Source organism: Microbulbifer variabilis, from assembly GCF_052468405.1.
In genome coordinates this window covers 4687773-4708183 of the sequence record NZ_CP174343.1, presented here as the reverse complement: position 1 = coordinate 4708183, position 20411 = coordinate 4687773, and the positions used below count along the sequence as shown (strand labels likewise).

18 protein-coding genes and 1 pseudogene are annotated in these 20411 nt (G+C 43.0%); 7 read left to right on the top strand and 12 right to left on the bottom strand.

What is annotated here, in order from left to right; genetic code table 11:
• The first annotated feature begins 2 nt into the window (after positions 1–2).
• From ACJJJB_RS21180 to ACJJJB_RS21165, 4 genes are read left to right on the top strand one after another with little or no spacing between them, the layout of a single operon-like run.
• Positions 3–1214 carry a hypothetical protein gene (locus ACJJJB_RS21180; protein ID WP_445365452.1) on the top strand — a complete coding sequence of 404 codons (1212 nt, stop codon included), beginning with the start codon at positions 3–5 and terminating at the stop codon, positions 1212–1214.
• Entirely contained in the window at positions 1211–2125 is a 915-nt protein-coding gene (locus ACJJJB_RS21175) for a Rossmann-fold NAD(P)-binding domain-containing protein (protein ID WP_445365451.1), read from the top strand. Before ACJJJB_RS21180 ends, ACJJJB_RS21175 begins: the two co-directional genes overlap by 4 nt.
• Positions 2118–2483, top strand: coding sequence for a RidA family protein (locus ACJJJB_RS21170; protein WP_445365450.1), 366 nt, complete (start codon positions 2118–2120; stop codon positions 2481–2483). The genes ACJJJB_RS21175 and ACJJJB_RS21170 overlap by 8 nt, the downstream gene beginning before the upstream one ends.
• Positions 2476–3330, top strand: a complete 855-nt coding sequence (locus ACJJJB_RS21165) for a phytanoyl-CoA dioxygenase family protein (protein ID WP_445365449.1) — start codon at positions 2476–2478, stop codon at positions 3328–3330. Before ACJJJB_RS21170 ends, ACJJJB_RS21165 begins: the two co-directional genes overlap by 8 nt.
• A gap of 956 nt (positions 3331–4286) precedes the next feature.
• Here ACJJJB_RS21165 and ACJJJB_RS21160 read toward each other — a convergent pair.
• The 3 genes from ACJJJB_RS21160 to ACJJJB_RS21150 all read right to left on the bottom strand — a co-directional run bounded on the left by ACJJJB_RS21160 (position 4287) and on the right by ACJJJB_RS21150 (position 7213).
• On the bottom strand, positions 4287–4505 hold the full coding sequence (locus ACJJJB_RS21160) for a hypothetical protein (RefSeq protein ID WP_445365448.1): 219 nt from the start codon (positions 4503–4505) through the stop codon (positions 4287–4289).
• A 769-nt stretch (positions 4506–5274) separates the two neighbouring features.
• Positions 5275–5928 (bottom strand): hypothetical protein, encoded by a 654-nt coding sequence (locus ACJJJB_RS21155; RefSeq protein ID WP_445365447.1) that lies wholly within the window; start codon positions 5926–5928, stop codon positions 5275–5277.
• A gap of 775 nt (positions 5929–6703) precedes the next feature.
• On the bottom strand, positions 6704–7213 hold the full coding sequence (locus ACJJJB_RS21150; RefSeq protein ID WP_445365446.1) for a hypothetical protein: 510 nt from the start codon (positions 7211–7213) through the stop codon (positions 6704–6706).
• Positions 7214–7511: 298 nt separating this feature from the next.
• Between ACJJJB_RS21150 and ACJJJB_RS21145 the strand changes: the two genes are divergently transcribed.
• Positions 7512–8057 (top strand): SRPBCC family protein, encoded by a 546-nt coding sequence (locus ACJJJB_RS21145; protein WP_445365445.1) that lies wholly within the window; start codon positions 7512–7514, stop codon positions 8055–8057.
• Positions 8057–9070 (top strand): zinc-dependent alcohol dehydrogenase family protein, encoded by a 1014-nt coding sequence (locus ACJJJB_RS21140; RefSeq protein ID WP_445365444.1) that lies wholly within the window; start codon positions 8057–8059, stop codon positions 9068–9070. Before ACJJJB_RS21145 ends, ACJJJB_RS21140 begins: the two co-directional genes overlap by 1 nt.
• Positions 9071–9409: 339 nt before the next feature.
• On the opposite strand, the gene ACJJJB_RS21135 is transcribed toward ACJJJB_RS21140, so the two are convergent.
• Positions 9410–10357, bottom strand: coding sequence for a GlxA family transcriptional regulator (locus ACJJJB_RS21135; RefSeq protein ID WP_445365443.1), 948 nt, complete (start codon positions 10355–10357; stop codon positions 9410–9412).
• Between the two features lie 571 nt (positions 10358–10928).
• Here ACJJJB_RS21135 and ACJJJB_RS21130 point away from each other — a divergent pair.
• Complete coding sequence (locus ACJJJB_RS21130; protein WP_020411543.1) at positions 10929–11204, top strand: hypothetical protein; 276 nt, start codon at positions 10929–10931, stop codon at positions 11202–11204.
• Between the two features lie 60 nt (positions 11205–11264).
• Here the strand turns inward: ACJJJB_RS21130 and ACJJJB_RS21125 are convergent, their stop codons facing one another.
• The 8 genes and pseudogenes from ACJJJB_RS21125 to ACJJJB_RS21090 form a co-directional block, all read right to left on the bottom strand.
• Complete coding sequence (locus tag ACJJJB_RS21125; RefSeq protein ID WP_445365442.1) at positions 11265–11990, bottom strand: CARDB domain-containing protein; 726 nt, start codon at positions 11988–11990, stop codon at positions 11265–11267.
• A gap of 646 nt (positions 11991–12636) precedes the next feature.
• Positions 12637–13455, bottom strand: a complete 819-nt coding sequence (locus tag ACJJJB_RS21120; protein ID WP_445366298.1) for a hypothetical protein — start codon at positions 13453–13455, stop codon at positions 12637–12639.
• Positions 13456–13479: 24 nt separating this feature from the next.
• Positions 13480–13659 (bottom strand): annotated as a pseudogene (locus ACJJJB_RS21115) (DUF3667 domain-containing protein); the annotation flags it as partial.
• A gap of 329 nt (positions 13660–13988) precedes the next feature.
• Positions 13989–15278 (bottom strand): aminopeptidase PepB, encoded by a 1290-nt coding sequence (gene pepB / locus ACJJJB_RS21110; protein ID WP_445365441.1) that lies wholly within the window; start codon positions 15276–15278, stop codon positions 13989–13991.
• 410 nt (positions 15279–15688) lie between these two features.
• Positions 15689–16054: a thiol-disulfide oxidoreductase DCC family protein gene (locus ACJJJB_RS21105; protein WP_282951796.1), complete on the bottom strand. Its 366-nt coding sequence runs from the start codon at positions 16052–16054 to the stop codon at positions 15689–15691.
• A 20-nt stretch (positions 16055–16074) separates the two neighbouring features.
• Positions 16075–16542 carry a cupin domain-containing protein gene (locus tag ACJJJB_RS21100; protein WP_282951797.1) on the bottom strand — a complete coding sequence of 156 codons (468 nt, stop codon included), beginning with the start codon at positions 16540–16542 and terminating at the stop codon, positions 16075–16077.
• 77 nt (positions 16543–16619) lie between these two features.
• Positions 16620–18032 carry a rhomboid family intramembrane serine protease gene (locus tag ACJJJB_RS21095; RefSeq protein ID WP_020411549.1) on the bottom strand — a complete coding sequence of 471 codons (1413 nt, stop codon included), beginning with the start codon at positions 18030–18032 and terminating at the stop codon, positions 16620–16622.
• A gap of 148 nt (positions 18033–18180) precedes the next feature.
• Entirely contained in the window at positions 18181–20346 is a 2166-nt protein-coding gene (locus tag ACJJJB_RS21090; RefSeq protein WP_282951799.1) for a mechanosensitive ion channel domain-containing protein, read from the bottom strand.
• Between the last annotated feature and the right edge of the window lie 65 nt (positions 20347–20411).

Below are 20411 nucleotides of genomic sequence, written 5' to 3'. Positions count from 1 at the left end.
ATATGCTTAAGGTTTTGATACCAAACGGTCAATTGCCTCCTTCTTACGCATTAGCGTGCCAACTTCTAAATGATAATTACAAGGTCTATTTTACTGTTGACGAGCAACATGAGGAATTTGTAGAGACGAACAAGATATATTCATTTAAAGGTATCAAACAGCCTAAAACATCTTGGTTGCTTTCAAAGCACACTGAAAGAACACAAGCAGAAGACAATGATTATATCAATTCAATTATCAGAATATGTCAGGAAAACGAGATAAAAATTTTATTTCCATCGAACGATATAGATATATATGTTTTTTCAAAAGCCAAAGTAAAGTTTATAAATAACGGTATATCTCTATGTTGCACCGAATACTCGATCCTTTTGAACTTTTTGGACAAATACATTTCACCTAAGCTTGCAGGAAGTCATAACATCAATGCTCCTAAAACAATTTTGTATAGCGACGGCCTAACGTGGGACGAAGCCAGAGAGAAACTGGGAGACCCTATTATTGTCAAAGCTAGATACTCTCACTCATCAACCTATGTCTGGAAGGCCAAATCAGAAGAAGAATATAGTCTATATGTTAAAAGGCTACGTTACTTGGATAGAACTGTAGTTTTACAAAGCTACATAGAAGGAACAGAAGAGTACTCGTATCACTATTTAATTGATAATAATAATGAGGTCGCTTTTGGATTTAAAAACTATAAACCAAGGCACTTTAAGGCCTCGTGGTCAACTGCCTGTGAAATTTTGGAAAAAGATGCACTTTACAAAATCGGCGCAGAGTTCTTAAAAGGTACAGCTGGCCCGGGATTTTGGGTACTCCAAACAAAGAAGTGTAGCATTGATGATAAACATTATTTTATTGAGGTCAACTCAAGGTTTGGAAATAACAGTAGAATTTTATTTAACATGATTAAAGGGAACCTAGTCACATCTACTTTAGACATTTTTTTAGGCAAAGAACAAAGGGAAACCTTAAATGTGAGAAAAAAACGCGGAGGTGCATTGATCGAAGAACTTTTACAAATATTCTTTTCTAAAAATACTGCCAAATTAAACGAGGTCAATGTAAAAGGAACTTTAGAACAAATTTATGAATTACTGCGTTTTTATATTCATTTGCCTGCGATGGATATTTATGCATGCTCATTAAGTCAAGATGCAAAATATGTAATAGATTATTACCGCAAGCTATTGAAGGTCATGAAGTCATGAGCATTATAGAAATTGGTGAAAATCAAATAAAAAGTGTTATTGATATTAATAAACTAGTTTCAATATATAAATCGATCTTGTGTGATAAAGAACAACATCAAAAAAATAATCCCGCTAGGGTCATCGCTGAAACTCATAGCAGTCAATTTTCTTTTACATCTGGTGAAATATTAAATGACCTCTACCACATATCCGGGTATAGAAGTTACCATAAAACAAAAAAAGGCGAGAGAGTGGGCAATGATATTTTTTATATTTGTGACCACCATCAAAAGAACAGACAGAAAATTGTTTCTTCAAAGTATATTAGAGAATGGAGAGTTGCGGCCATTGCAATCACAATTTGCCATTTAATGCTTGGGAAAAGCATAGAGCATATAGCACTTATTGGGGAAGGCGCAATAGGAAGTAGATGTCTTGAAACTTTTTGTGATTTCTTTGATATTCAGAGCATTAACATCCTTAAACATAAGTACCGAGAATTACCAAGAGATAAGGCTCAATACCAAGATAAAATTCCAACAACGTACCGCTCTTCAATTGGCGAAACAATATCAAATGCAGACATTATTATTACCGCAACAAATAGCACGACCCCAATAATATTTAATAAGCACCTTAAGAAAAGTTACTTTTTAATAAACATTGGACCTAAGTATATGAATAACAATGAGTTATCTTCTGACGTATATGAAAAGTCAGACTTCATAATTACAGATTCGATAGCTCAATTAACAGCAAAAAAAAATAATTTTATCTTTAAGGATCACTTATCAAAAATTAAAGACTTCACTCAAGTTAAAAGCATTGTAGACACGAGGAAGAAGAGAATAGTCTTTGCGTCATTAGGAGCTGCAAGTACTGACATAATGCTGGCTTACCTACTGTTAAAGGAAATTGAAAATGAGTAATTTATTTTTAAATGGACTTGGTCACTACTCCCCCATTGATGATTGCAAAAATGGAACCTTTTTATTATCTGGTGTTAAAGCATGGAATCTACTAGATAACGGAGAAATAAAAGGGACTATAGAGCAGCAAACACTTGACATTTTTAAAGGCGTTGATGAAATTTTACTTTCTAGAAATTTGTACAAGAATAATATAGCTAGAGTGCAGTGTTTTTTAACTAATATAGAAGAATATGAAGCGTTTAACAAAGCCTATTCCCAATATATGAATGAACATATTCCTGCAAGGACTGTTATTGGCGTAAGTCAGTTAAGGTTTAAAGCTAAAATAGAACTGGTCATAGACTGCCATGGATGAAGTTTCAAAAAATAATGTGATTGACTTTGACAAAGAGATCAATTTATTAAGAAGCCGAGAGTGCTTTAATGAGACTGGCTTTCTTTTATTGAGAGGAATTATTACACAAGAAAAAATTAAAAAACTAAGGAGTAGATTGGAAATAATTTTCGATGGTAGTTCTCGATTATCTGCATCTATTTTTGATTTTGTAGCCGAAGACAATTTCTTAAGCCTAGTTTCAAATGAAAAAATAAATAGAGTTTTAAAGCAGTTACTTGGAAAAAGCTTGAGGATTTATCCTAACTTAACAGCAAGAAAAGCAACATTCAGCCCTTGGCACGTTGACGATGCTTTTTCAGGAAACAAGGTAGTTAATAATGAAAGTAACTCACAATTTATTCAAGTTTCTATGTTTTTGCAAGATAACCATTACAAATATGGTGGAGGAATTGATGTTATACCTAAATCTCATTTAGAAGAAACTTGGCAAATCCAAGAGCAAAGCTTGTCAGAAAGCCTCGAAATTTTTAGAAGGGTTAGAAACAAGTCTGTTAACATCGATTCCGTAGCTGGGGATGTAGTTATTTGGGACGGTAGGCTATTACACAGGAGCAGCCCTAAACTGACGGAAGGAGGTGTAGACAAGTACTCTCTTATGTGGACAGTATCATCTATACAATCTAATCATAAGGAATTTCTGACCCACCTCGAAAATCGAGGAAAATTAAAAGAGTCAATTGAAAACAGGTTATATGATGCTCGCTATCAAGAGCTTACCCATATAAAAAGAAGCGATTTTTCAAATTTTTTCTTAGAAAAGATAAAAAAATTAGATATTAATTTAACACTTAAAGATAGTAGTTAAATTAATCTTTTTTAGTATAGTGCTACAAGCTCGCCGCCTATATTAAAAGTTGCAAAAGTTAACGGAGAATTTTTTGTTAATTAATTAACATTTCTCATTGGCTAAACTCCGTTCTTAATATGTAAAATGCATTTTCTTTTTCAACCTTGCCAAGCCCATTAGGTAAATTACGTAAAGGGACATTCATAGCTTTTAAAAGGACGCGTTACACTTCTTCTTAGGGATTACTCAATTTCTCAGCACTAAAAACTGTGTATCCGCCAGTTACGTCGTTTCGTGCCGTTTTATGGTTAATAAGGCGCTTCAAAACATATGAACCAACTTTGTGTAATTTAGCGATACTTGTGAATGTTCTTCGAACATCGTGAAGATTAAATTCAACCCAAGCAAGCTTACATACCTTATAAATATATTTTCTAGGCTCTCGAACATAGCCTTGCTCATTATCAGTTTGGAAAACAAAATTATTATTAGCAACCTATTTTCATCGACTTATAAGGCTTCCGAAGTGAAGTCCTATTGACAATTCAAATGGATTGCCATTTTTGGTTTTATATATATAAAAGAATTTGTTATCCAAGTTTACCCGGCTTCATTCGAGTTTAAGTAATTCCATTTTTCTAAGCCAAGTAAATAGCGCAAACTGAACAAAGTCACATACTGCCAGCATAAAGCCATCTGTTGTTTTGTCAGCACGTAGTTTGGACAAAGCGACATGCAGTTTATTTATTTCTGATTTTTTAAGCGGGTTTGTTTTCTAGATACATTGTTTCACAAACTCTATTGACGAATAATATCTACAGGGTTTTCACCTATTAACTATGCTCCATCGATACTATTATATTCATACATCGCATAGCTGTACATGACCCGAACAATACGCATACAATAATTAGCTTGAGCTTCCGAGTGTTCAATGAGATACTGATGGCGTGTCTTTATATCTTTTCTGTGATTTAAACTAGTGGTTTATCATGCCAGTCTTTTACATATGCATTTATACATTGGTCATAACCAATTAATGATTTATTTGATAAGTCTTTAACTGACTTGTAGACTTCAATGAAGGTCATTTTAAGTTTCTCATTTTTATTACGTTGCTCATTTGGATTGGCGCCCTGAGCAATAAGTGAAAGAGCTTCAAGTGCTCTTTTCTCTGCATTCTCAACTGTCAACTCAGGAAACTAGCCCAACGTCACTTTGATCGGAGAGCTCTGCCCTTGGATATGTTTGTAAACTCGATAAGTTTTAGTACCAGACGGAGAAACTTCTAATACAAGCCCCGTCAGCGATGAATGGCGGTATATTTTACACTTATCCTTCGGTTTCAAACCTTTGATTTTCGTCTTGGTGAATGGGGTTACATTACTTTCTGACATATCTACCTTGTGCTACAAATATTCCACAAAAAATATCAAATTTCTTTAACCTCAAGCAATATTAGAAATATCTATAAAAAGCCTAAAAACACCAAAAAATCTATAAATATAGATACTCGTTAATTTAAATGAATTTTTATCAACAAGAAAAACGACTAACTCATAATCGGCAGGTTCTGGGTTCAAGTCCCGGAGGCCACCATACTCCCCAAAACTTAAAAGCTATTACCTTAGCTCTTCGTCGCTTATGAAAACTTTTCCACAGTAAAGTTTTCATAAGAACAAACCGGTTGGATGACAAATTCTAAGGATACTACTGCTAGCAACCTCAATTACTATTCCTCAGTTATGATCACATTTGAGGTTTTTATATCGTCTTTAAAAGCTGATTCTGAAATATTGAGTGACCCTTCAGGTCTTTCCTCCTGAGTTACACGAAATCCGGTTTTATTCCGCAGGGTACCCACTCTGGTAGCAGAAACAGTTGCCTTACCAACGCCTCCTTCCTGAACACTAATCCCAAACCGACCATTTCTACGTGCCAAGGTCTCATAAAAGTGAACAATTATATCTCCTTCCCCCGCTTCCCGAGTCCTAATACCATCATCGGTGTTGTCATCTTTTTAGTATGGATAATTGATATGACTGCATCTCCTTTTCCTGACTCATCGAGATCAATGCCCTCATCCTTGTTATCCAAGACTTCACTGTCAGTAATGGAAACATGAATATCTCCATCAGCAGCTTCGTCGATATCTATTCCATCATCCAGATCAATAACTGTTTCCGCGACAATTTTAGCTTTTGCCCCATCTGTCTTAGACAGATGGCGTTCGATACAGCGATCATCGGGGGCCTCTTTTAGTTTTCCCAGAACAGGTCCGCTCTCACCCATTACTTTGGCCATCTCTTCATCGCTTGGCTGCTTGTGGATATAGTTTTTCAAGACTGTCGGATCACAGTAATTTCCATTATCCACAAAACGACTTCGAATAATTTGTGCCGTAACATCTCCCTTATCCCCTTCATCAAGCTCAATACCGTCAGCACCAATACGCGAAAAAAATGAGTCAATGACAGTTGTATAGATACTGCCTTCGCCACGTTCATCAATCCGAATACCATCACCATCAAAGGTTCCATACCCGACAGACTCTATCTTTACATTCGCCAAATGTGCGGATATAGACGCTGGTGAACCATCACCACCGCCACCCAAGCCACCTCCACATTTATCACGAAGAACACAGTCGGATATGTGAATACCATGATAAGCCGTTCCGCTAACATGAAATTTTTCAAGAATTATATTTACAGTGTCCTTCTGACTCTCGCCTATCTTGACATAAATACCTTTCCCACCAGGTCCAGAAAGATCCCCTCTGTTCTCGATATGAAAACCACCAGGGCCTTCAAAATTTAGATTTGAGAGTGATAAATCAGCTCCCTCGCTGATTCGTAAAAGGTCAACATTATTTTGAGTTATAATAATTTGTCCACATCATGGATAACCAAAGGCAATTTACCTGAGTACTCCAAAGGCTCCGCAATTCAAATATCACCGCCTGTTACAATGCTAATTATAGGAGGAGTCGAAAGTTTAGAGGCTATGGAAAGTACAGCGCGAAGAGAACCGGAACCAGAATCCCCTTAGATGTCACAACCAGAGGCTCGGCATAGGAGTTAAGTGATAGCAAACAACTAACTAAAAAATTCAAAAAACTATGCTGAAAAATATTTTTAGAGCCACTCAATAGAAGAATTTTCTAAAATTCTGTTAGATTATTACCCTGCCAAAAAACAATCTTAACATCATCAACATGTACAGTCCGGCCAAACCATAATTCAAAAAGATAAATATAGGCTGTCATAAAATGACACTTATTTGCCTATCAAAGATATTTTAAGAAGTAAAATCTTAACGATCTAAAAAGCTTATATACCATGGCATTTTAAATGCTCAATACCGAATATCATATAAAAGAAAACCTGTACTACTGTGGAGCTACAGTAGTGCGAAATAGTGGCTGATTATTCATCCATGGAATTTTTTCAGCAGCATGGCATTTCATACAGGCTGAACGACCGTTAGAAAATCCCTGCCATGCCTTTTTGATATCTCTACTCTCAAATGAACCAAGCACATTACCGTATACCAAGTCCAAGAAAATAGCATCGGCATTGGCTTTGCGTGCGGGGCGCTTGAGATAGCCATTTTCAATAGCAGTTTTTATTTTTTTCCAGTGGTATATAGCAAGATCAAAATTCTCATCCTGTAAAGCTAAGAAAATGCTTTTGTATCGATATCCCACTTCCCACATTGAAGTAGAAAAACCACCAAGATAGTTTTGCAGCAAAATCAAGCGATCTTTTTCACTTTCTGCGTTTAACAACCAGTCTCGCTCATTACCAGTGTCGTAACTCTCAGAATATGCAAAATTTGTTACTGATAAACAAACTATCAGAGTCATCAGCAATTTATTCCCATTCAATACCTTCGTCATGAGCGATATCCAGTTAACCAGCGGTGTATGCCTGCTAAATACTTATAGCAGCTTGAAGCAGACAAGAACGCCAAATACTCTTTAATTAATTAAACAATTGTTGGTTTATGTAATTTTAACCCTCTGATCAAATTTATTGGGGGAACTCAACACTTCAATCAGATATAAGATTTGGCTATATAAGAAATTATAAATTAAAATTAGACTTATATTTATCCGCCATTATGATCTTATGAACTCCCTGAAGTAGACCTGCAAGATTGAACGAGATGCCGGTAAACCCGCAGGGAATAAGTGAATGACCGGTGTCAAAATCGAGAAAATCACAATGAGTGAAATTATTTGGCCTCAGGGCTTTGTTCCAGGATTTACCGATAACTATTGCTCTAATGAGCTAATTGTCGCCGGATTATCTACTACGGATATATGGCCATTACTCAACACTCCATCGCTATGGCCCCGCTACTATGCAAACTCTGCCAATATCCAATTCCAGGATGGGCTGGGGCCTGAATTGAGAGAGGGTACGCGGTTTTCATTTGAAACTTTCGGCTTTCCGGTTGAAGCGCGCTGTGTAGAGTACCTTGCCCCGGTCAAAGGGCAGCCCGCGCGAGTAGCTTGGCATGGATGGGCTGGTGAAGGAGATGCTCGTCTAGATGTTCACCACGCCTGGTTAATAGAAGATCTATCCGGCGACCGAGTACGTATCCTCACCCAGGAAACACAGAATGGTTTACCAGCCATTGAATTAGCGAAAACACGACCTAACCCTATGATTAATGGCCACCAAGATTGGCTAGAGGGCCTGAGAACAGAGGCACTTAAGATTAAAGGAAGAAAATAATGAAAGCACTGACACTAAAAGCACCTGGTGGACTGGATCACATATCTGTAAGCGATATGCAAGACCCAGGGGAGCCAGGCCCAAATCAAATTCGAGTTGCTATTGGCGCATCTTCACTTAACTACCATGACTTGCTTGTCGCCAACGGCAGTATACCCACGGAAGACGGCCGCATCCTGATGTCAGATGGCGCCGGCACAGTGGAAGCTGTTGGAGAAGGTGTGAGTGAATTTAAAGTTGGCGATTCTGTAGTTTCCTGTTTCTTTCCCCAGTGGCAAGCAGGGCCTGCATGCCACAACGTCTGGGGCTTCGGCAATACGCCGGGCGATGGTATTGATGGAATGGCTGCTCAGTATGTTGTTCGTAGCGCCAACGCATTTACCCTCGCACCTACAGGCTGGAGCCATGCAGAGTCCGCCACGATCACTACAGCCGGCCTCACTGCCTGGCGAGCCCTGGTGAGTGACGGCAAAGTGAAGCCAGGTGACACCATATTAACCCTCGGCACCGGTGGCGTATCAATAGCAGTGATTCAAATTGCCAACATGCTAGGGGCTAAAGTGATCGTGACTTCGTCATCTGATGAGAAGCTGAAGCGGGCAAAAGCCTTGGGGGCGACTGAGGGTATCAACTATAGAACCCATGCCCAGTGGTCAGAAAAGGTATTGGAGTTAACCCATGGAAAAGGTGTCGACCATATTATTGAATTAGGCGGCCCTGCCACCTTGGAACAATCGATTCAATCAGTCAGGGTCGGTGGGCATATTTCACTGATTGGTGTTTTGACTGGGAGGCAGGGTGAAATTCCAACCGCCCTGCTGATGGGTAAACAAGCCCGTTTACAAGGGCTTGTTGTGGGAAATCGCTGTGAGCAACAAGACTATGTGGCCGCATTGGAAGCCAATAATATCCATCCGGTAATTGATAAAACCCTCCCCTTTACTGATCTGGCAAAGGCCTTCAAGCACCAGGCCAAAGGGTCACACTTTGGAAAAATCTGTGTAGAGTGGTAATTACTTTTAAAAAAATTTTTTACCCCCCGCAACAGGATTTTAAAACCCTGATGCGGGGATAAGCTAAAAACTCTCCACTAAATTTAAATAGAGAATTACTGACTTCACTTAACAAGGGGATAGATAACTATCCGAGTATCTATTAATTATAAGAATAAGCCAGGAAATGATTACGTCAGCTTCTCGGAAGATATTGTGTAGCTAAGACCCAGTAGAAATAAAAAGTTTCCTTTCGCTACGTTTTAAGCTGCTCTTACACATAACGGCGGAAACAGGAAATCCAGTGATCGCAGATCTAGTGGGTTATTTATTTTCCCAAATGCACAAAGAAATTTCTGTTTAACCATGATTTCTGCTGAAGTAGGAGGGAGATACGCCAAATTGGGCAAAAAACGCACGACGAAAGCTATCATAACTAGCGAATCCGACGCGCAAAGCAACCTGTTCCAGGTTGAGACTTTCACAAGTAATAAGGTCCCTCGCGCGATTTAGACGTATCTGATTTAGATATTGGCTTGGAGTGCTCTGCAAATGGCGTTTAAATAAGCGAGTAAGCTGGCGCTCACTGATTGATATTCTCTCCGCCATGTCCGGAACACTGATAGATTTCTGGTAGTTCTCAGCCAACCACTCCAATAATGGGTTGAGACGCATACTATCGCCAGACTGTACCTGAAGCAGGTCTGAGTACTGGGCTTGACCTCCTCGACGCTGCAGGTATATGACAAGCTCCTTCGCCACACTCGCTGCAATCGTATTACCATGATCCCGACGAATAATCTCCAAGGCCAAATCGACACCGGACAAAACACCAGCGGAGGACCAAATCGCCCCACTTTCAATAAACAATGGATCTTGTTCTACCTGGTAATTAATGGCCTGCCGAGCCAGTTGCTGGCAATGACGCCAGTGTGTAGTAACTCTGTGGCTCTGCTCGGGGAAGATCTTAGCCAAAACAAAGGCACCGGTGCAAATACTCACAACCCTACTGGCACTATTTGCAATTAACCTTAGCGCACTGAGCTGCTTGGAGCTCAGCTCTAGTTGCCGCATGCCAATTCCACCACAGATAACCAAGTAGTCCAACTGAGGTAACTGATAAATATCGCCGTCTACAGTTAGAGACTGACCATAAGCGGTTTTGACATGGCCGGCCTCAAGGCCAATCAGGCTACAAATATAAGCCTCACTTACAAAGCTATTTACCTCCATAAATGCATCCAGGGGACCAAAAAGGTCTAAAGCTTGGAACCCATTAGCAATAAAAAAACCTATTCTCTTAGACATAATGCCTCCTCCGTGACTGCATTTTAAACCTTCATCCAAGTCGGAAAAGACACAAATACGGCCTAAACAGACATTTAATACTCCTAACTCATAAAGATCGTAAAACCTTAATATCAAATACTTCACTGGCTTTGATGGTGGCTTTCATGACGATGTGGTCTTAAGGAGAGATGGAAGTCTACTGCTTTTAGGCAGTTCGATTATTTACTGCCGTTAATGAAATAGATTATTTCACCTAAGAATTTTAAAGTTGAATGTAAAAGCCTTACGAGAAAGTAAATAATCTGAATCTCAACCTGAGAGCGATACTTGTTTTATTGGCTTCACTTGGATTATGCCAAAGATGATACATCAACAAATAAGCCCTATTAAATTCCAACTTGAAACGCACCTGAAATTTCCTCTAGCCACATAAATAGATTAAGTTTCACCTGAGTCATGCTTCAATCACTTCGTCGTCTAAATAGATAGGCATCTAGAGCCATGTACTATAGATATTTCCTACCTTACGCTATACTCGGGCTTATTCGTCGAGATGTACCATTTTTTCTCAAACTGTAGCCAAACGAGTATGAGCCTTTCTTCTATTGCTATAGCCCTGCTTGCAACCAGTGCAACGCCAGATACCTGCACCGATGGTATAGCGCTCGCTAGAGGCGTAGCTGCTATTACTTATGAATACCCTTGGCAAAGCGCCAATAAGAAAGACTATCTGGTGCGTAACTATCCACGTATGTATTTGATAGTCCCCAAAAAGCTCGACAAGAAATTGAAAGAAGGGGGTTCCCCCACTGCTACAGTCAATAAACAAAATTGCCAAGTAATTAACGTTTATCTCGCCCGCTAACTCATTAATCTGATCCCAGCCTCCCCAATCACTGTTCTGGGGAGGCTTATTTAAATATTCTTATCCTTGCTTACTGTACACCAAGGTATTATTGGTCTCATCACACTCTTCGACCATTTCCTTATAGTCGGCTGTGACTTCTAGATGCGCATCTGGATCAAACACCCAATAGCCCAAAGTAAAAACCAGTGTCACAGTTGCTCCCGGAGCAATAACCGGCGTAGCCTGAACATCATTTGCCAGAGTATCTGGGTCTATCAGTCGGGCAAAACTGGCTATAGAAGCCGATGCGCCGACATTGGTGATATCCACGGTTATCACCGACTGGCCCGATCCGCCATCCCAAACTGGATCATATATTTTACTCACCACTAAGTCCGGCTTGTCGCAAACACACAAGCACATATAATGATCATCCTCTTTCACTCCATAAGGCGTACCGACATAACAGTTGGCTTTATCATCAAATTGATTTCCATAGAGCCAATGGGAAAGCGGATCATTAATCGGCTTTTCAATAATTTCCGAATCTCGCGTAATTTTACAAACGTTAGTGCGCTCAAATTCCTCAGTCATATCCTTAGTCATTTCTGATTCTGGCACACCTCCCACCCAGATCGAACAGGTTCTACGACAGGTCAAAGGACCTTGACCCTGCCAAAAGTTGGGATACCAACCCGCCTCGTAGTTCTGCATACTCAGATCCTGGATTGGATCTGCATAACTAACAGTTACCAAGGACCAAGTTAATCCTAAAGCCAAAAGAGCTAATAAATGCCTCAACATATCATCCTCCCTAAGAAATATTAATATCAAAAAATATGCTCAATCAATAACTGGTAAGAGTTTCAGGATTACTTGATGAGCAAACCGATTTTAAGAAGGCATTTATAAAATTCTATGTACTATCGAAAAATAATGGCGTAGTTTCAATTCATGTATAAGCACTGTAAGGATATATTTCTAGTGGAATAGCTCCTGATAGCCTGCTTATAATTCAAAAACAAATAATTTAAAGATATTTACTTCGATCGAAATAAGCGGTACAACTCTTTAAACGAGCCAAAAACAGTTACTGGCGCTAAACTACTCACATACAGACTCACTTCAACTAACCCTACCCACCCAACAAAAATACTTAGGGGAAAAGAATAGAAAACAACGTATTATAGAAGTACAACCTAAATTAATCTTATTTGTTGATTTTTTATATACTAATTTCAAAAGCATCAAATTTTAGAGCAAAATATAACCCCAAACTCAGGCGAATTGATGATTCCCTTAGCAACAGTCACTCCAAAGCAATCACAGAAAGTACTGCAATAGATTTTCCCAGGATTACTATTTTCTTATAAGTGTATTCTGTTTTTTATATCATCGTTCTATGATAAAGGAGCGTTAACGTTGAAAGCCAATTCGTTATTTTCAATATTTAAAGTTCAGCAAGAGTATATAGGGCTGTCAGGGTTGCACCAAATATCAACAATACAGGATACAAAATACCTAATGCCCAATATTTCATCAGAGTTATAATCCAACCCTGCTGGTAAATCCGTTTTTGCATAAGCAGAAGGTAAATAGGTATCCATAAGATAAGTGCTACCAGGGTCCAATTACATAAAGTATCAATCAAACTGTTGTTAGTTAGCCAATCTTGAAGATCTCCCAGTAAAGTCACCAGCAACAATACAAAACAAATAAAGGCATGACTATGAAGAGCGACTATCAGATGCTCCATATAGAGGCGGCGCTTAAAGAGATAAATTACCCAAAGCATTAGTGCAAAGAGTGGCACCAAAATAAGTAACGTAGAGGGAAGAGAACCCAGAAACGCCTTTTTAAAGCGGTTTGGGTCATCGGAGACTCGTGCAATATTGTCTTGTGCCCTGGCAACCTCTTTATCAAGCCAATTCGTGAACCCCTCCGGTAAACCATCAATTTCTAAAAAATCCCGGTCTACTTCGGTAATTGCCTGTTTTAACCCCGAGGTAACCTCAGCTTTCGTTAATTTCTCCGGCTCACTTGTTCCACTTTCAATAGTGGCTGCCTCATCCTGCAACGCCTCAGTATCATCCGTCAAATTTAGTTGAACTTTATTCAGCTCAGCTAAAAGTTCTGGATTATTAGCATTAGCTAACTTTGCCTGCTCCACTGTATCCAGGGCGTCATTTACTTTTTTTTCAGCAATATTAACTGCCTCTTTCGAGCTACTACTATCAGCACCGAAGTTGATACTCCAGTCGCTACTCATACGCACTACAAAGAATGTAGTTACGCACAAAAAAATAAACAGACGTACAGGACTGACATAACGTACCCTGCGACCTGCAAAGTATTCAGCGGTTAGAAAGCCAGGCTTAAAAAGAAGGGGTGGCAGGGTTTTCCAGATACGGGAGTCTAATGCTAGCAGGGTGTCAAAAAGGTCTCCTATTACAGAGGAAAAGTGCCGAACCATCCCCTTAATAGGTTGGCCACAGGAGTAGCAGTGTGGCCCCAGTAATTCAGTCTGGCAGTTGGCGCAACGGATCTGCTTCACCGAGTTCGTTTCTGTTACCCCAGAGGTACTCATTTACATCTCCCCTTTTATTTTCTTACCAGAGCGCGGATAGTATTACAAAATTCTTTGTTGCTGGTTAACTAGCCACTGGATATTAATCACACTGGATTCAACAAAACACTGGACCACCAGCTGTGCCAATTTCATCAGTCCCAAATAGAAAAACGCGCCTTATAATAGACGCGTTTTTCTACTGTCTCTGTAATCGTTTTGTGCGGTAATAAGAGTCAATTTTCCTGTAAAAAGCGCGCGATAGTGCGTAAGCCGTGGCCCTTGGCACCAGTGGCCCAAAGATCATTAGCTGCTGGCTGGTAGGAACCGGATAAATCCATATGAACCCAGTTGCGGCCTTCATTGGGCACAAAGCGAGCCAGGAAAGCCGCTGCGGTGGAGGCGCCTGGACTGCCATCAATACCGATATTGGATATATCCGCAAAGCTGGAGGGAGTCTGCTCCAGATGGAAATTTTCTAAAGGTAACCGCCAGGCTTTTTCGTTTTCTTGAGCTGCAGCATCCAGGACTTTTCGGGCCATTTCATCCTCAAAACTGAATACGGAATTAAAATCACGTCCCACAGCCATTTTCGCAGCACCCGTCAGGGTAGCAGCATCTAGCAGCCAGCGCGGTTGCTCCTCTGAGGCCGCGATTAGTCCATCGGCGAGTACCAGACGCCCTTCGGCATCGGTATTCAGTACTTCCACAGTGACATCATTTTTGTATTTAATGATATCGCCCAGCTTGAAAGCATGACCGGATACCAGATTTTCAGCACAGCATAAGTACATCTTCACCCGCTTGTTCAAACCGCGAGCAATAGCCAGAGCGAGGCCACCAGTGACCATGGCGGCACCACCCATATCAGACTTCATGGTGGCCATGTTACTTGACGGTTTAATACTGTAGCCACCGGAGTCGAAAGTAATACCTTTGCCCACCAAACAGGTATCTACCGGCGCAGTATCCTCTCCGGTTGGGTTGTAGTCCACCTGAAGCATCACCGGTTCACGCACACTACCACGGCCCACGTTATGGATACCCACAAAGCCCTCGCGCAGCAGATCATCTCCCGCAACAATCCGGTAGCTTAAGGCCTGAGGGGCGAGTTTTTGCAACATTTCAGCAGCACTTTCTGCCAGTACACGGGGAGAGACATCATCCGGTGTGCCGTTTGTAATCTCGCGTACCCAACGTGCGGCACTTTCGCGGGCAGCCAGTTCTTTTATCTCTTCGTCATCCTCTGAGCCCCAATGGATAGTCTTGGTTACCTTGGGATTGAAATATCCAGCCCAAAAGGCCCAGCGGCTTTCGATATCCCAGCCGTCGCCACTCAGGGCAACTTCGGTTACTCCCATGCCATCCAGCCGGCGAGCTGCACGTTGTGCAGCTACCAAAGAGGCACCATTGGTTGCGCCAATATGGATAAAAGCATCGCCACCAGTAAAACTCAAAAGCGCAGAATCGCTCCACGGATCACCTGCCTTACCTTCAACCAACTGAACGCGCATAGCTTTTGTCATACAACACCTTTCTTGAAACCTTTATGCCAATTTTTTTGCAGTTCTTTTTACATTCTAACAGTACGTCAAAAATACTCGACGACTACTCCACTATCCCAACGATAAATTTCTCAAAGAGTATTACTACCGTCTTCTTCTCTCCACACAATATTAAATAGGCCTAATAAAGCAACCGAGCTTTATCTCGCCATGGAATCCACTCTAGTGTAAAAAGCTGGGAATTTGTCACGCTCTGCTCCAATTGCTCTATCAACAACACAGTTACCAACTGGTGGCACAAATGCTAAATAGCCTTCACAAGGAAAATATCCGCAACTGGATGCTGTTTATTTGCTACTCACCAAGCACACAGCCAGTGGAAAGTTTTGAGTAACGCAGAAACCACAAACTGATCGATCTGACAGAAGAGATCACCAGTGCTTTAGAGCCTTATTCCACAGATATAGGCAGCGGGCAAATCCATTGTAAGCTTTGTTGAGTCCCCAACGCACTCCTGGAACCTTGGACACTTTTGCTTTCCAATGCTCGCCAGGGGAGTTCTCCCAAATTGTAATAAACGCCTCGAAACCAACCTGTAGCCTCCCTTGTGTATCAATCACGTGCAAACGCTCACGCACAGACTCTAGGTCCACATTGAGCTCTTCTGCCTTGGCATTATCCAGATGTACATCTTCCCAGGCTACTTCACAGGTACTGAGCTTTTTCTTTTGAGCACTAATACCCGCATTGCACACTGGGCAGGCGGAATTATAGAAAACACGAATCTTGGCGGTCATGAGGAAAGAAATCGGTCAATTTACCTGGGTTTCTCGATATCATCGTGATTTACCAGCTCCCAGGGCAGCCCTTTATTGCGGTAAATCCTCTTACTTTTATTGGGGTAGTCGGCCACATCATGATCCAGGCGCTGGCCCACTACAATACAGCGCAAGGTCTCAGTGCCGGTATTTTTCATTGCATGTGGCAGTCCACCAGCCGGATAACCAATAAAATCCCCTTCCGATACCCCGTATACCTTCTCACCAATTTGAACTTGCGCCTGACCTTGCAGGATATAAACACACTCATCCTCGAATTGATGGCAGTGAAATTCCGTAGACTCATAACCCGGTTCTATTTCAATAACATGAAATCCAAAACCGGTAATTCCGGTCATATCTCCGAGAGATTTATTGCGGCGCACGGCATTTGGATTGAGGAAGTGCACCTTCTTTTCGCCTTCCATTTCCAGAATTTCTTCATTCTTAAGAATATTTTTACTCATGCTTTTCCTAAACCTATCCAATCTTTTACTGGTGACCTAAAAATTGTGCTCTCCCTACCAAATTTAAAAGGTCGCTACTAGGATTGCCCCTGTATCTCCACTGCCTGGGTTAATTCTTTCATTTTCCGCGCACTGCCTTCCTCTCCCATACGCCGGTAATAATTTACCAGGGCCAAACCGAGCTTGGGTATTAATGGGTGCTGTACCCCCTGTGAAATTAGTCTCTGAAGCAGCTCCTCCAACCACGGCCAGTTTTTAGCTTCCGCAGCGCGGCGTGCCATTAACAGGCACGCTTTAGAGCTCAATGCGTGAGGTTGTTGAGTAGCCTGCAAATAGCTGCGATATCCATCTGCCAGGACATAAGTATCAATCCGCGAATTGGCCGCCTGGGAAAATAGTGCCAGGTTGGCGCGGTGGTAGGCCTCACTATCCGGGGAAACAGCGGTCAGTTCTATATAGCGCAGGATGAGCGGCAAAAAATCCGGGTACTGCCGCACCGCAGCGGCCGCAGCGTCGGCGGCCTCCAACAATTTGCCCTCCTCCTGAAAGCGATCGATACGAGTGAGAGCACTTTTTTGTGGCGACGGCAGTTCTTCCTCTTCTTCTGGCATAACCCGAACTGGCGGACGCCAGTAAATCAACATTAGCGCCAAGGCAAAACCAGCCAAAAGGCCACCGGTATGAGCCCAGTAAGCAATACCGGCATCTCCGTAGAGATAGCCGAAAATTTCCTTGCCGAGCCACAAGGGCAATACCATTAGTGCCGGGGCACTGAATTCGCCAAACATAAAGCCAACAGTGTAGAAAAAACGCAGGCGCCGCACTCCGTAGATAGCGACAAACATTCCCATAATCGCCGACACGGCTCCAGAAGCACCGACCATTGGCACATAGCTACCAGCCTCCACCAGCATATGTAAGCCAGCAGCGGCCAGGCCCCCAAGCAAATAGAGTGTGATAAACCAGAGCCCGCCAAGCGCCAGCTCTACCGACAAACCAAATAGCAGCAGGAAAATCATATTGCCGATAAGATGATCCCAACTTCCGTGCAGGAACATATGCCCAAACATGCCTCCAATACTCGGCTCCGCCGGTGTTAGGCCCAAGGCCATACTGCTGATACGATCACGTAACCCGGCAAAGTGCTCGCGCTGCTGCAGCCACAGGGTTTGCCCTTCCAGCTCTAATTTAGGTAACAGCCAGTGGTGAAACTCCGGATTCCACAGCAGCTCCCGGTAGACAAACTCCTCGCCTTCCGCATCCATCTGTAGGCGCCATTCGGGATGCATTTCATCGACATACATCAGAAAACGCTGCTCCTCCAGATCCGGAAGATCACTGGCAAAATAGTAATCTTCAGCCTCCAGCCAACGAGCTTCATCACCGCCTTGGTAAAACATAAATACCAGTAAATTTGCGAGTATCAACGCAAAGCACATCAACGGCGGGCGGCGCCAGTCCGGCTTATTCTCGATAGGGATGATCAGCACGGGCGTTTCCTTGTTACTATTGCTCGAGCGCCCGGTAGCAAAACGCAGCAATACAAAGTGAATTGGACGGGGCCGATTGTCACATCGGCCGCAGGGAAAATACTACGCATATTCGCCGAGGCTGAATACCCGCCGCGGTGCTATTGGCCTATTTCCGAGCCGCTCGGCCAATAATGGCCGGTACATCCCAGCTGCGCAGGTGTAGGTCCCGCTGTGGGAAAGGCACCTCGATCCCCTTCTCGCGAAACTCTCTCAACAACTCCAGGTTATAAAGCGCGTATGAGTCCCCCAAAGAAGTGACCATATTGCTGTTTACCCACACGACCAGCTTGAAGTTCAGCGAGTTATCACCGAACTCCATCAACCAAACCTCGGTTTTGCGTTTCCAGTCGGTGTGGGTGATATTGACCCGGTCAGCAGCCTCCAGCGCTGCTTCACGTACCAGGTCTGGATCTGAGGAATAAGAAACACCAAAAGGCACATGGATACGTCGCACCGGATCATCCAGGGTATGGTTGATTACACGACCGGCAACAAATTCGGTGTTAGGCACCAGGATATCCACATTGTCCCGAGTGGTAATACGGGTAGAACGCACGTTGATGTCGCGAATCCGACCAAAGACACCAGACTCCAGCTCCACCAAATCCCCCACCTTCAAGGGCCGTTCGAACAACAAAATAAGCCCGGAAATAAAATTGGAGAAAATGGCTTGCAAACCAAAACCAATACCTACGGAGAGCGCACCAGCCACCAGCGCTAGCTTGGATGTATCCAGCCCAAGCATACTCAATACAATAACAAGGGCGACTGCAACAAAGGTGTAGTGCAACACCCTGCTCAGGTTATACATGGAGGATTCGCTGGCATGCTCCCTGCGCACCAGGCGGCGCAGGAAAGCCCTGGTCAACACCGACAGGAGCCAGGCACACACCAAGACAAATATCATCTTGGCAATCAGGCGCAGGGTAATCGGGTTTTGTGCGATGGTAAATAACTGGTAATCAGCCAAAGTGCGCCAGCGCTTGTATACCTGGCGGGCAGCCAGAGAGACACGCTCACGCACTGTGGCCCACCAACCCTGGCGCTCGCGGTAAACTTCCAGCTGTGCTTTTTCATAGCGCTGGATATCCTGCTCCAGGTCGTTGGCCCGAGCCAAACCACTGCCGATCCGTTCAAAATAATTCCACCAGCGACTGAGGTCCTCGCTCTCATCTTCGCCCCGCCAGGCCACCACTTGGCGTTGACGGATAGCGAGTTCCCGCGACGTAGCATCAATCACTGTATTTGCATTCTCCAAGAGTTCCCTGCTGACAATTAACGGGCGCTCCTCTGCCGCCGGGTCCAGTACGGTGTTAATAGACTGCAGCAATTCGCTCTTGCGCTTGCCGAGGTGCTCCTCCAGCAGATCCACCTCGAGTTGCATCAGGGTGAGATCTTTTTTCATATTGGTATCGGGGTCGGTGGAGGGCTCGGTGGTACTCTGTATACTGGTACGGGTTGCGGCTATACGCTCAATTTTCTTATCTGTATCAGCAATAGCTTTTTCGAGTTCCTTGGCATCTTTTTCGCTGAATTGCAGATCGTCGAGCATGCGTCGCAGCTTGCTTTCAGCCAGTTCAATTTTCTCCTGCCAAGTACCGAGGAAATCATTCACTGTCGCCAGCTGCTCAATAATATTGAGGTGATTAATCTGGGCCAGCAGCAGTGCTTGCGCCGCTTCATCTTCCTCCTTGCCTTTGGCATCGCGCAGTACAATCACCTGCCTGCGCAACTGCGACAAGGACTGGGAGCGGGTATCCCGCAGCTGCCGCGCCTCCAGCTGTACCCCACTCAAACGTCGCCGCCCACGACTGATTGCCGAGTCCGCTCTGGCCCAGTCGAGTACTGTCGGATTTTCCGGGAATTTCACCTCCGGCATCAGTTCTACTTTTAAATATTCCTGACGCTTCTTCCAGGTTATCTCTATCCCATCCAGGCTCTGGGAAATTTTCTTCGCGCCTTTTTGTAGTGCTTCGTCGTCTTCCGGTAACTCTCCTTCCCACTCAGACCAAGCAGTTTGCAATGCGTCCAACCACTCGCGTCGCTGCTCCGGTGAGGCATTGCTCCATCCCGTCCACCAATCCGCGGAAGGTTCAGCAAAGTCGGGAATTTCCGGTTTAAATTCCTTCGGCTTCGATCCAGGCAGTTGTGCACTTGCGGGCAGAGAGAATAGCGCGACAACAATGAGGAGAGTAAAGAGAGAAAGCAGGCGAAGCAGCGGGCATTCAGTGGAATTCTTTCGAAGGAGGGAGAAACCGCCAGCGCCCGCCATAGATTACATCTGTCCGTGGAGAAACAATCGCGAGGAAGAAAATATGCCCCCTCGAGGGCATATAT

Excerpts from the sequence above, each read along its gene's own strand:
- ACJJJB_RS21135 (WP_445365443.1), bottom strand. The coding sequence starts at position 10,357 with ATGTCTAAGAGAATAGGTTTTTTTATTGCTAATGGGTTCCAAGCTTTA.
- ACJJJB_RS21140 (WP_445365444.1), top strand. The coding sequence starts at position 8,057 with ATGAAAGCACTGACACTAAAAGCACCTGGTGGACTGGATCACATATCT.
- ACJJJB_RS21180 (WP_445365452.1), top strand. The coding sequence starts at position 3 with ATGCTTAAGGTTTTGATACCAAACGGTCAATTGCCTCCTTCTTACGCA.
- ACJJJB_RS21145 (WP_445365445.1), top strand. The coding sequence starts at position 7,512 with ATGACCGGTGTCAAAATCGAGAAAATCACAATGAGTGAAATTATTTGG.
- ACJJJB_RS21105 (WP_282951796.1), bottom strand. The coding sequence starts at position 16,054 with ATGACCGCCAAGATTCGTGTTTTCTATAATTCCGCCTGCCCAGTGTGC.
- ACJJJB_RS21090 (WP_282951799.1), bottom strand. The coding sequence starts at position 20,346 with ATGGCGGGCGCTGGCGGTTTCTCCCTCCTTCGAAAGAATTCCACTGAA.
- ACJJJB_RS21175 (WP_445365451.1), top strand. The coding sequence starts at position 1,211 with ATGAGCATTATAGAAATTGGTGAAAATCAAATAAAAAGTGTTATTGAT.
- pepB (WP_445365441.1), bottom strand. The coding sequence starts at position 15,278 with ATGACAAAAGCTATGCGCGTTCAGTTGGTTGAAGGTAAGGCAGGTGAT.
- ACJJJB_RS21125 (WP_445365442.1), bottom strand. The coding sequence starts at position 11,990 with ATGTTGAGGCATTTATTAGCTCTTTTGGCTTTAGGATTAACTTGGTCC.
- ACJJJB_RS21130 (WP_020411543.1), top strand. The coding sequence starts at position 10,929 with ATGAGCCTTTCTTCTATTGCTATAGCCCTGCTTGCAACCAGTGCAACG.
- ACJJJB_RS21150 (WP_445365446.1), bottom strand. The coding sequence starts at position 7,213 with ATGACGAAGGTATTGAATGGGAATAAATTGCTGATGACTCTGATAGTT.
- ACJJJB_RS21120 (WP_445366298.1), bottom strand. The coding sequence starts at position 13,455 with ATGAGTAGCGACTGGAGTATCAACTTCGGTGCTGATAGTAGTAGCTCG.
- ACJJJB_RS21165 (WP_445365449.1), top strand. The coding sequence starts at position 2,476 with ATGGATGAAGTTTCAAAAAATAATGTGATTGACTTTGACAAAGAGATC.
- ACJJJB_RS21100 (WP_282951797.1), bottom strand. The coding sequence starts at position 16,542 with ATGAGTAAAAATATTCTTAAGAATGAAGAAATTCTGGAAATGGAAGGC.
- ACJJJB_RS21170 (WP_445365450.1), top strand. The coding sequence starts at position 2,118 with ATGAGTAATTTATTTTTAAATGGACTTGGTCACTACTCCCCCATTGAT.